The sequence below is a fragment of the Thiothrix subterranea genome, assembly GCF_016772315.1.
Taxonomy (GTDB): domain Bacteria; phylum Pseudomonadota; class Gammaproteobacteria; order Thiotrichales; family Thiotrichaceae; genus Thiothrix; species Thiothrix subterranea.
In genome coordinates this window covers 1,457,163-1,469,164 of sequence record NZ_CP053482.1, presented here as the reverse complement: position 1 = coordinate 1,469,164, position 12,002 = coordinate 1,457,163, and the positions used below count along the sequence as shown (strand labels likewise).

The window sequence follows — 12,002 nt, the reverse complement described above, 5'->3', positions numbered from 1 at the left end:
CATCACCATTCATCAGTTTTTATATCGCGATTATCTGTATTGTTAATTAGTATGACCCTAAGCAAGGGCGTGATGCTACCCGCTATTGCCGATCCCGTGAATACTTTATAACGATAATCCAAGGGAGAATGCTTGTGGCAACCCCAAAGCCCAGCAATACGCCTTATGTGTTTTTCATCGCCATTGCGTGCGGTGTGTTGTTTTCTGTCGCCATGCGTTTGATGCTCAGTTTTAACGGCGGGCATATCGACGAATACGATTATTTGTTTGTCGGCAAGCAATTGCTGGCAGGTGAAGCTTGGGGGACGTATTTCTACATTTTTGGCTCGAATTTGAACTGGTACATCCTCGGTATCGGTGAATCTCTCGGCGGGTTAAGCGGGGCGCGAGCCGTAGCCGGGTTGTTTGGGTTATTGTCATTGGTGGGCATGTATCGGTTTGCGCGTCAGTTGTTCGATAGCGTGGCGGTGGCTTGGTTGAGTGTGGTGTTATTGGCGATACAGGCAACGCATATTTTCATCAGTAAGTTCGCTACTTACGACATTATTGCCTTGGCGTTTTTCAGCTTGTCGCTTGCCCCCTTATTGCTGGCGTGCCGTCAGGAAGGTCGGGCGCGTTATCTGGCGTTGTTGGCAGCGGCAGTGTTGTGTGCATTGGCTGTCACCAGTAAATACATTGTGGTGGTGTATGTGCCGTTGCTGACTTTGGTGGCGTTGTGGCTATCCCCGGTGGTGGGCGTTTGGTTTGGCTTGGGGATGAGCGTGGTGTTGGGCGCGTATGTCGGGTGGCATTGGCAGGATTTGCAGGGGTTATACCGTGTCCAGATCCAAGGCACGCACGGGGTTAATGCCAATTATGCGTTCATTTTGCGGATGGAAACGCTGTATTTGGCACTGCCCCTGTTGTTGTGGCTGGGTGCATTGGGTTGGCAGGTGTGGCGGTGGCGTGCGCAAGCCTTGCGTGACCGTATCACGCTGATTTTGTTGGTGTTGCTGGTGTTGGCATTACCCTTGGCGGCTTACCACTTGCACGGGCAGAATATGATTTCGCTGTTTAAGCATCTGGTGTACGCGCTGTTTTTCCTCACGCCGGTGATGGCTTGGTGGTTGTGGCAGGGGCTGCAACACTTCCGGTTCAAACCGGCGGCGCAAGCTTTTGGCGCGGTTTTGGTGTTGGGGATGGTGTGGCTGAATCATGGATTTTTGCGTGAGATGGAAACCGCTTACCCGGACGTGCGCCCGATCATTGCGGCAATGGCGGCGCAGCCATTGGATGAAAATGTCACCATTGCCAGCGAAGATCCGTATTTAATGCGTTACCTCGCGTTTGGCCAATTGCCGCAGAATCACATTAAAGAATTGGGCTGGATCGACAACAATCGGGATGGCAAATACGAGAAAAAAGATGCGATCGAAGCGGTTTGGGACAGCAAGTTTAGCTATGTTTTCCTCAATAACCTGATTCAACCCAAAGCCAATCAGGATCTACGCGGGGTTATGCTCAGCAGAGGTTATGAAAAGCTTGTGGAAATCCCTTGGCGGACTGCGCCCGTGATGAGTAGCCGGAACAGCGGGGTATTAGAGCTGTACAAAAGTACCCGACCGCCGCGCATTCCGACCAACGACGATGCGATGTTTAAGTGATGGGCATGAAAATTTATTGGATAGCACCACTCTTGCTGTTATGGGCAGGGACAGCGGCAGCCTCGCCGTTGTCGGCGCGTCACGGCACCGAATGTTTGACGGCGGAACTGTTGGAATCCGGCTGGTTGCGAGCCAGTTACCGCACGGGCGCAGCGTGTGAGCAAGCCGCCTTTCCCGCCAGCCCTTACGTGCTGGATGCCACCCAAAAACCGCTCAAAACAGAAAGCCGTCGCGAATCCGGCAAACAAATCAGCGAAAGCAAACGTCTGCGCATGACCTTGGATGAGGCGTCACTCTGTTTAACCCTGTATGACAAAGCCAAACAACGCGAGGTAAGCCAGTTCTGCCCCGGCACGGGTGAACAGGGTTGGCTGACGCTGGCAATGGCAAAAGGCAACACCCAACAACTGTACGGTTTAGGGCAATCACACCCCGCACCGGGGATCAGCGATGGGGATTGGTTACAACGGGGTAAGCGGGTAGCGGGCAGCCAATACGGGAATCAAATGGTGGATGCACAAGGCGGTTTGGTGGGCAATACCCAGTTTCCGATTCTGTATGCCTTGGGCAAGGACGCGACCCCGTGGGCGTTGTTTCTGGATAACAGTTACCCGCAAAATTGGGATTTCCAGCACGACCCGTTCAAAGTCGGGGTAAACGGTGGCGATGACTTGCGTTTTTACGTGCGAGTGGGGGATTCACTGGCGGATTTGCGGCGTGGCTACATGCAATTGGTGGGCAAGCCGCTGATTCCTAATCGTAAGCTGTTTGGGTTGTGGGTGTCGGAATTTGGTTACGACGATTGGGCGGAACTGGAAGGCGTGAGCCAATCCTTGCAGAAAAACGCTTTCCCGCTGGATGGCATGGTGATGGATTTGCAGTGGTTTGGCGGTATCCGCGATAATTCCGACAACAGCAGCATGGGCAAATTGACGTGGGATGAAAGCCATTTCCCCGAACCTGCTGCCAAGCTCAAACAACTGGCGCAAGACCAGCACCTTGGGGTGATGTTGATTGAGGAATCCTACATCAGCAAAGGCTTGCCCGAACACCAAAAGCTGCACGACAAAGGTTTTCTGGTGAAACAGCCTGACGGTCAGCCGGTGTATCTGGCGAAAAAACCCTGGTGGGGCAAAGGCGGAATGTTGGATTGGAGCAATCCGGCAGCGGGCGCATTCTGGCATGACTGGAAACGCCAACCGCTGGTGGACATGGGAGTTCTGGGGCATTGGACGGATTTGGGCGAACCAATGGATTTTGCCGCTGATGGGGTTTATCACGGTTTCAGCCCCGGTAAAACACGCCATGCCGATGTGCATAACCTCTACAATTTACTGTGGCATCGCTCGATTTTCGACGGTTATCAGCGTCATCACCACGAACAACGCCCGTTTATGTTGTCACGCGCAGGTGGCGCAGGGATGCAGCGTTACGGCGCGGGGATGTGGTCGGGGGATATTCCGGCACGCTTGAAAAACCTTGCCTCCCATTTGAATGCGCAGATGCAGATGAGTTTATCCGGTGTCGATTATTTCGGGTCGGATACCGGCGGATTTTACCGCAATTCGTTTGACGGTAAGCCAGAGGATTATGATCAACTGTACACGCGCTGGTTTGCCGTTTCCGCATTGATCGACCTGCCATTACGCCCGCACGCGGATAATGTGTGCAATTGCTACCAGACCGCACCCGACAAAGTGGGCGATATTGCCAGCAATCTTGCCAATACGCGGCTGCGTTATGAGCTGATTCCTTATTACTACTCGCTGGCACATCGGGCGAATCGGGTGGGCGATCCGATTATTGCTCCGGCGATTTATGCGGATGAAGCCGACCCGACCTTGCGTGGCATGGGAGCACAAAAGCTGATTGGTGACAAATTGCTGGCAGCATTGGAAACGCGCCCGGATAGTAAAACCATGCGGGTTTACCTGCCCAAAGGCGAATGGTTTGATTACCACAGCCACGCATGGCAAAGCAGCAAAGGCGAATGGCTGGAAGATGTGCCGCTGTTCCACGATAAGCTGTACCGCTTGCCGCTGTATGCGCGGGCGGGGGCGATTATTCCATTGTTGGAGGTGGGTGATAGCAGCGTCGATGCCTTTGGTCGCAAGCCGGGCAGCATGGAGAAACCCGCATTATTGAAGCTGAAAGTTTTCCCGCACCGCCAAGCCAGCACATTTACCTTGTATGAAGACGATGGCGAAACCACCGCCTACACACAGGGCAAAGCCCGCACTACCCGTATCCGCCAACAGCGTGATGCTGACCTTCAGCATGTTTGGATTGAGGCGGCGCAAGGCGATTATCAAGGTGCGCCAGCGCAGCGTGAAGTACAGTTAGTGCTGGCAGAAATTGCGCAAGTTGCAGCCGTACTGGTGGATGGCAAGCCTGTACCCGCAGCGGATAAATCCGGCTTCGGTTGGCAACGCAGCAATTCCAATACCTTGAACGTGCGCTTGCCAGCGTTGGCAGCCAAACAAGCGCACCACATCGAGATTCGCTATGCAGCGCAGGAGAAAAAGTGATGGCTAACGTTCCCGCATGGGTTTACGTGTTGCTGGTCGTGTCGATTGGGTGCAGCAGTGCGGCGCAAATTTTCCAGAAACTCGCGGCACAGGATTTGGCAACGCATCGCGGTTCGCCGCTGCAACTGCTGTTGAAGCGTAATATTTTGTTGAGCATTTTCTTTCTCGGCACGGGCTTGCTGTTGTGGCTGGTGGTGTTGGGCAAGCTGGAATTGAGCGTCGCGTACCCGATGTTGAGCATGGGGTACGTGGTGGTGATGCTGGCGGCGCGTTGGCTGTTTCACGAAACCATTCCGCCGCGTCGCTGGTTGGGAACGGCGTTCATTATGGCAGGTATCTCGCTGCTGGTGGGAGGCGTGTTATGAAATGGCTACTGATGGCAACGTCCATTATTTGCGGCGCATTGGGGCAATTGTTCATGAAGGCGGGAATGCAGTCGGTGGGGGCGTTGGCGGCGTTTTTCCCGGCGTTGCAATCTGGCTCAGTGAGCACGGAACAGTGGTTTGGCGTGCTGTGGGTGATGGCGGGCATTGTGTGTTACGGCATAGCAATGCTGGTGTGGATTTATGTGCTTGGGCATTTTGAACTGAGCGTGGCGTACCCTTTACTGAGTGTGGGGTATATTTTGGTGTATTTAGGCGCGGTGCTGTGGCCTCGGATTGGTGAGGCGTTCACGCTGGAAAAAACAGCGGGAATTGTGCTGATCATGCTGGGTGTGGCGCTGGTGGCAACTCCGACGAAGGCAAATAATCATGAATAACGAACGACCTTACCTGTCCATTATCATTCCGGCGTACAACGAGCAAAGCCGGATTGCCGATTCGCTGTACAAGGTGAAAGATTACCTCTCGCAGCAGCCGTATCGCAGCGAAATCATTGTGGTAGACGATGGCAGCCGTGATTTGACTACCGAAGTGGTGAAATTCATCGACATCTACGGCAAGGAAACCAAGGAGCAGGAAGAAGGCCAGTTGATGGAAAACATCAAAAACGTCGGCAAAGGCTTTTCGATTGCACGCGGCATGATCAAAGCATCCGGCGACATCGTGCTATTTAGCGATGCGGATCTTTCCACGCCGATTGAGGAAATCGAGAAGCTGTTGCCGTATTTTGAGCAAGGTTTCGATGTGGTGATTGGTTCGCGCAAACTGGCGGATTCCGAGGTGGAAAAAAAGCCGTGGTATCGAGATGCGATGAGTTTGATCTTTAATATGGCAGTACGCACATTGTCAGTGCCGGGGATTAAAGATACGCAGTGCGGGTTTAAGGCGTATCGGCGGGAAGCGGCGCAGCGGATTGCGTTATTGCAGCGGATTTACGGCTTTGGGTTTGACGTGGAGCATTTGTACATCGCCCGCAAGCAAGGCTTCAAAATCAAGGAAGTGGCGGTGAAGTGGGAACACATGGACGGTTCTAAGGTTGACCCGATTAAGGATTCGCTGCGGATGTTTAGCGATTTGTTGAAGATTCGGTGGTTGCATCGGGCGATGTAGTTTTCATTAACTGAACCACGCTTGCACAGATGATATTGCTCCTGCTAGGTGGCTTAGTGGCGTGGCGTTTGCGGCGAGGTTGATAGATACAAGGCTACTCCTGTAAATTCAAGGATTATGATCCTTAGATTTACAGGAGTAGCTCATGCTAAACCGCAATATTGCCGCTGATGTACAAGCCTATCTCGCGCATTTCCCGTCCTTGCTGATCACGGGCGCACGGCAAGTGGGCAAATCCACGCTGGCGTTGCAGTTGGGGATTGAGCACTACGTCACGTTGGATGACATTGCTACTTACCAAAGTGCCAAGGCTGACCCGAAAGGGTTTGTGCTCAGCCTGCCCAAGCCGGTGGTGATTGATGAGGTGCAGCGTGTGCCGGAGTTGTTCGTTGCCATCAAGGAACAGATTGACCTTGACCGCACGCCGGGGCGGTTTGTGCTGACAGGTTCGAGCAGCTTGCAGGGTTTTCGCGACATTTCAGATTCGCTGGCGGGGCGTATTGGGATTGTGGATTTGTATGCCTTGAACCTCAGCGAGTTGTACGGGCGCAGTTTCAATTTCATCGACCATGTGTTTTCTGGCGCGGCATTTCCGGCGGTGGCGCAAGTGACGGATATTGTGCCGCATTTGCTCAAGGGCGGGTTTCCCGAAGTGCAGACGATTGCACACGCTAAAACGCGCATGTTGTGGTTCAGTTCGTATATTCGCACTTACATTGAGCGCGATTTGCACGATATGGGCAATATCCGCAATCTCGATAGCGGAACGTGTCAAGCAAATTGAGACCAGTCTGTTAAAAAATAAAACTACAAAATGGCTTTTTTAGCGGCAGTCAATGTTGGAAAATTTACCGGTATATTTTCATCTGCTTCATCAGGGTGTGCTGGATTGATCCACTCTTCCTTGGGCGGCAACTTGACGACAGGCGCACCGTCGATGAACCGTTTTGGATTGGTCTCATAAACGGTTTGCAGAGCTGTGTGGCGGCAGATAGCCACTTCGCCCACCCGATTCGTGAACACTTGTGCCGGGGTAAAGAAAGCCAAGCCACTGTGTTGGTGGCCGAAGTTGTACCATTCCACGTAGTCGGCAAACCATTCCCGCGCATGGCTGACACTGGCAAAGCGTCCGGGGTAGTCGGGTTGTTGCTTACAGGTCTTGAACTGGCTTTCACTGAAGGGGTTGTCGTTGCTGACCCGTGGGCGGCTGTGGCTACAGGTGATTTCCAGTTCTGCCATCAGGTCGAGGTAGCCGTGAGCCGTTATGGGTGCGCCCCGGTCTTGGTGCAGGGTGAGTTCCCCCAAGCCAGTGCGGTAACGGGTGCTGGCTTCCTGCATCAGTTGTTTGGCAAGGTGGCTGTTCTCCTTGCGGGAGACCATCCAGGCGACGATGAAGCGGCTGTACAAGTCCAGCATAACGTACAGTGACAGGTAAACACCGCGCTGTTCAGTCGCTAATTTGGTGATGTCCCACGTCCACACGTCGTTGGAGCGCGTGGCTCGCAGGCACGGCATGGCGTGCGTTTGGGGTTGACGTTGGTGACGGCCTTCCCCGGTTTGCCGAACTTTGCGCAGGAGGCGGTACATGGTGCTGACGGAGCAGTAATAGATGCCCTCACTCAACAAGGTGGCATACACTTCGGCGGGTGGTTGGTCAGCAAAGCGTCCGCTGTTAAGTACCGTCAGTACCTGTTCCTGTTCGGCGGCACTCAGAGCGTTGTCGAGGACAGCGCGGACGGTAACGGCGGCTGCAACGACAGCGGTGTCATGTCCCATGTGCAATACTACCACTCGGAGCAAATAGATGGTTATCTGCATTTATTAATATGTGTTTACAACTTTGGCTTTTTCACCTACTGAAATAAATTATAAATCAAATAATTTTATAGTAAAGGTAATTAATTTATATTTATTATGAGAATACATAAGATTTTCTTATTTTTTAATAAAAAAGAAAACACGACAATCTTAACCACCAGCATTGTCGTGTTTTGCTGTCCAACCATTACTTACACAATTTACTGGTATCACCTTCTGGGCAGAACCAGTCCACTAGGGGTAGAATATTATCACTAGTGAATGGTGATGCGCCTTGTGCTTTGTATACATTACCATTCCCCCAACCCCAACTGGTCACACCAACGACGACATTTGACCAAGCATCGTAACCGACATTGATACCTTGGCCTAACGATGCGACCTGACCGAAATTGACTAACCACGGCCCACCACTTGAACCACCTGTTTGGCGAGAACCAATATAAGTATTGTCAATATTGTCGCTATCAACAATACCCACACTATCGGTTCGTTGCATCAGCTTTCCTTGATCATGGGAAACTGGGTAGCCAAGCTGGGTAATCTGCACAATCCCATCAAGATAACTGTAACCATCTACACCGATGCCATACCAACCTGCCTTGTTGCCAGGGTAAGTTTTGCCAGCAGGTTTCATTTGCATGACAGCTATATCGTTATCACAAACGACTCCATCAATACAGTTAGCTGTACCCTGCAAATAACTACTGAAAACAACAACATCCTCAGCTGTCCACTTGCCATAAGGCGCTTTGCCATTGTAGTAAGCGGGAATAAATTCAAAGTTATCATAGAATCGGTCTTCACCAAAACCAGCTACACAGTGTGCTGCTGTCACTACTAAACCTGGTCGAATCAAGGATGCTGAACACACGTAGGTATCGCCATCAACCTTGAAAAACAGCTTGCCTGCCGCCGAGTAAGGGTAAGATTTGGAAAGTTGCGTTGGGTGAGCAGGCTTAACTTTCTGGATATCAACCCGTGAGGTTGAAAACGGTAAAATATCCTCACTATACTCATACCCATATCCTGGGCTATCCAATGACATTCCCATTCCTTGATCACCAACCTTATCCGTGAACAACTGGACAGGTGTTTCTTTTCCATCACCCATCCCACCCGGAATAACACGCGATTTTTTCGGTGCAAGGTCGGCAGCCCCCCCGGTTACAGGCAGAGACCTAGAAGGTCGATTGGATGCCTCAGGCAGGGGTATAGGTTTAGCATTGGCATAGTCCAATGCTGAATCCTTACTCCCCAGCTTGGCAACTGCCAATGAACCCTTTTTATCCACGCTGACCACTTCACCCGCTAATGCCGATGAAGTCACTACAAAGCTGCCGCATAACAACACATAAGATAAACCTTTCATAAAACCCCCATCCCTATAAGAAAAGTGAATGAATGCTTAATATTACAAAAAATATTGATGAGTCAATAGAAATATACTATTTTACAGGAACAGGATTCGACAAAAATTGGGGAAATAATACGATGAGTATTTTGCTAAAACTGACGATGCGTCATCTCAAAGCATTGGGATTTATGATTATTTTCATATCAAGCAGTGTGTGGGCAAATAACTCTCCACCATCCGCTTTATTTTTCACACCGCCCGCGCTGGGGGATATGCCTTACACACCCGGTAATACCGTAACCAGATCACGCTTTGTCAAAGTTGATAAGAACTTACTGACCTCTACTGCTCCCTTGTTAACACTCAACCTCTTTGACGATACCAATGTCGTTGCCGTACATGAACGCACTGAAAAAACCCCACGAGGTATCGTTTGGATAGGGCATTTACAAAACAAACCACTGAGTCAAGTTATCATCGTGGCTAATGGGGAAAACATAGCGGGTAATATCACCTCAGCAGGTACAAAACGTTACCATCTCCGCTTTGTTGACAGGGATATCCATGCGATTCAGGAAATTGATGTGACAAAATATCCCGAAGATGAACCCTCCGTACCGGTTCCATCACCAAAACGCCTTACCACACCAGCATTAGATCCTGCACACGCTGACGATGGCACAATGATTGATGTGATGGTCGTCTACAGTGATGACGCAAGTTCAGCCGTTGGGGGTACAGCAGCCATGCAGACACTGATTGACTTGGCTATTGCAGAAACCAACCATGCGTATACGCAAAGCGCGGTTGCACCACAACTCAGGCTAGTCCACACCCAGGAAATGTCTTATGCAGAATCTGGCAACCTAGAAACTGATCTAAATTGTATTACTGAATCTAATGATAATTGTTTGGACAGTATTCATACGCTCAGAAATACCCACAAAGCTGACCTAGTGAGCTTCTGGGTAAAAAATGGTGGCAACTACTGTGGAATAGCTTGGCTGATGGATTCCATTTCCCCAGCTTTTGCGGATTGGGGCTTCAATGTTGTAGACAAAGACTGTGCAACTGGATACTACAGTTTTGGACACGAGTTAGGTCATAACATGGGATTAAATCATGACACCTATGTAGAACCACAAGAGGTTCCCTATCCACATGCTCATGGGTACGCCTATCCTGCGGATAGCTGGCGCACCATTATGGCATACAACAGTGTGTGTGAAGCACAAGGGAAAAACTGCCAACGCCTACAATATTTTTCTAATCCCAATATTTTAAAAAATACTGTACCGATGGGTGATGAATCAACGGCAGATAATCATCGCGTATTGAATGATGTCGCTTTTACTGTAGCTAACTTCCGGCAGACAGGAGTAGACACAACCCCTTCCAATTTCCATTTTACCGATCAATCTAACGTTGCACTCTCCAGTGTGATTGAATCGGATGAAATAACCATTAGCGGCATTAACACCACGACCAATATCACGGTGTCGGATGGAGAATACAGCATCAATAATGGCATATATACCGATGGAGATGGCACTATCGAGAATGGTGATAAGGTTAAAGTACGCCATACTTCATCTGCTAACTATGCGGTTGAGACGGACACCATCCTAAACGTCGGTGGAATTGAGGATACCTTTACCAGCACAACGCTTTCCGAGTCGTCTACTCTCAATATCAGCAAGACCGGGGAAGGGGTTGGCACTGTCAGGGGAATATTTTCAGATACTAACAAATCAGCAGGCATTAACTGCGGTACTGATTGCAATGAAACTTATGCAACAGACGGACAAACTATCAAATTAACCGCTACACCAGCCAGCAATTCCGTCTTTACCGGCTGGTCAGGAAATTGTAGTGGCCTCAACAGAATATGTACGGTAGCAGTAGCAGGTGTCACTGATGTCACTGCCGATTTCAACCTAATCACCCACAAACTAACCGTCACAAACGCGAAGGGTGGCAATGTCACCAGTGCACCAACAGGTATTGATTGCGGAACCGATTGTGACGAAAGCTACCTACCCAATACTCGCGTGATCCTAACTGCATCAGCAGATGACGGCTACCAGTTCACTGGCTGGTCAGATGCCTGTACCAATAAAACCAATACTTGCCGCCTCAATATGACAGCAGCTAAAAATGTCACTGCCAACTTCACACCATTATTCAATCTGAGTGTCACCAAGACAGGTACAGGTACTGGCTCTGTCAAAAGCCAACCAGCCGGTATCAATTGTGGCGCTGACTGCACAGAAGATTTTCTGGAAAATACCAAAGTCACCCTGACAGCCAAGGCAGATAAAGGCAAGAAATTTGTTGCTTGGTCGGAAGGGTGTTCAGGGACAAAAACCACCTGCAAAACAACCCTATCAGAAACGAAAAATGTATCGGCTGAATTTACATCCCAGTAAGTAGCTTGTTCTCACTTACCGTCAACTCCCGCCACTCACCCGGCGGGAGTTCCACATCCAGCACCAGCCCACCAATCCGCTCCCGATGCAACGCTTCCACCCGATTCCCCACCGCCGCCAACATGCGCTTCACCTGATGGTATTTCCCTTCAGAAATCGTAATCCGCGCCTGATTCTCCGGTAAAACCTCCACCTCCGCCGGTTTGGTCAGCCCCTTCTCCCCATGCAATTGCACTCCAGCACGCAAGGCTTGCGCCCCCGCCTCCGACAATTCCCACGCCAACGTCGCCAGATAGGTTTTCGGCACATGGTGTTTCGGCGCAGAAATCCGGTGCGACCAATCACCATCATTGGTAAGCAACAACAAACCCGTCGTATCTTTATCCAGCCGCCCCACCACATGCAGCGTTTTGCGGTGCGGATGATCAATCAAATCCAACACCGTGGGATGCTCAGGGTCTTCTCGCGCACTCACCACGCCTGCGGGTTTATGCAACATCAGATAAATATCCCCTGGCAAGGTCAGCGGCGCATCATCCAACGTCACTACCGCCGTGGTCGGCTCAATGTGCGTAGACGTTTTCGTCACACGCGCACCATCCACCTCCACCCATCCACACCGAATGGCTTTTTGTGCATCCACCCGCGTGAGCGCGGCGGACTGACTGACGAACTGATCTAAACGCATGATAGGGTTACTGCTATACTGGAAAAAACCAACAACAATAAAGGCA

The 12,002-nt window shown here is 50.7% G+C and carries 10 protein-coding genes; 7 read left to right on the top strand and 3 right to left on the bottom strand.

Going from position 1 to position 12,002, the window contains the following annotated elements:
• Positions 1-134: 134 nt before the first annotated feature.
• The 6 genes from HMY34_RS07210 to HMY34_RS07185 all read left to right on the top strand — a co-directional run bounded on the left by HMY34_RS07210 (position 135) and on the right by HMY34_RS07185 (position 6,448).
• Complete coding sequence (locus HMY34_RS07210) at positions 135-1,643, top strand: phospholipid carrier-dependent glycosyltransferase (protein WP_202718583.1); 1,509 nt, start codon at positions 135-137, stop codon at positions 1,641-1,643.
• Between the two features lie 5 nt (positions 1,644-1,648).
• The gene (locus HMY34_RS07205) at positions 1,649-4,171 is read left to right on the top strand and encodes a TIM-barrel domain-containing protein (protein ID WP_202718582.1); all 2,523 of its coding nucleotides are present in this window, start codon (positions 1,649-1,651) and stop codon (positions 4,169-4,171) included.
• A complete protein-coding gene (locus HMY34_RS07200) occupies positions 4,171-4,536 on the top strand; it encodes a DMT family transporter (RefSeq protein WP_202718581.1) in 366 nt (121 codons plus the stop codon). The genes HMY34_RS07205 and HMY34_RS07200 overlap by 1 nt, the downstream gene beginning before the upstream one ends.
• Positions 4,533-4,931: a DMT family transporter gene (locus tag HMY34_RS07195; RefSeq protein ID WP_202718580.1), complete on the top strand. Its 399-nt coding sequence runs from the start codon at positions 4,533-4,535 to the stop codon at positions 4,929-4,931. The genes HMY34_RS07200 and HMY34_RS07195 overlap by 4 nt, the downstream gene beginning before the upstream one ends.
• The gene (locus HMY34_RS07190) at positions 4,924-5,664 is read left to right on the top strand and encodes a dolichyl-phosphate beta-glucosyltransferase (protein ID WP_202718579.1); all 741 of its coding nucleotides are present in this window, start codon (positions 4,924-4,926) and stop codon (positions 5,662-5,664) included. The genes HMY34_RS07195 and HMY34_RS07190 overlap by 8 nt, the downstream gene beginning before the upstream one ends.
• A gap of 145 nt (positions 5,665-5,809) precedes the next feature.
• Entirely contained in the window at positions 5,810-6,448 is a 639-nt protein-coding gene (locus HMY34_RS07185) for an ATP-binding protein (RefSeq protein ID WP_202718578.1), read from the top strand.
• A gap of 23 nt (positions 6,449-6,471) precedes the next feature.
• Here the strand turns inward: HMY34_RS07185 and HMY34_RS07180 are convergent, their stop codons facing one another.
• Positions 6,472-7,440, bottom strand: coding sequence for a DDE-type integrase/transposase/recombinase (locus HMY34_RS07180; RefSeq protein WP_202718577.1), 969 nt, complete (start codon positions 7,438-7,440; stop codon positions 6,472-6,474).
• Positions 7,441-7,669: 229 nt separating this feature from the next.
• Positions 7,670-8,854, bottom strand: a complete 1,185-nt coding sequence (locus HMY34_RS07175; protein WP_202718576.1) for a trypsin-like serine peptidase — start codon at positions 8,852-8,854, stop codon at positions 7,670-7,672.
• 32 nt (positions 8,855-8,886) lie between these two features.
• Between HMY34_RS07175 and HMY34_RS07170 the strand changes: the two genes are divergently transcribed.
• Positions 8,887-11,268 (top strand): InlB B-repeat-containing protein, encoded by a 2,382-nt coding sequence (locus tag HMY34_RS07170; protein WP_202718575.1) that lies wholly within the window; start codon positions 8,887-8,889, stop codon positions 11,266-11,268.
• On the opposite strand, the gene HMY34_RS07165 is transcribed toward HMY34_RS07170, so the two are convergent.
• Positions 11,255-11,956, bottom strand: coding sequence for a pseudouridine synthase (locus HMY34_RS07165; RefSeq protein WP_202718574.1), 702 nt, complete (start codon positions 11,954-11,956; stop codon positions 11,255-11,257). The two genes, HMY34_RS07170 and HMY34_RS07165, sit on opposite strands and share 14 nt — an antisense overlap.
• Between the last annotated feature and the right edge of the window lie 46 nt (positions 11,957-12,002).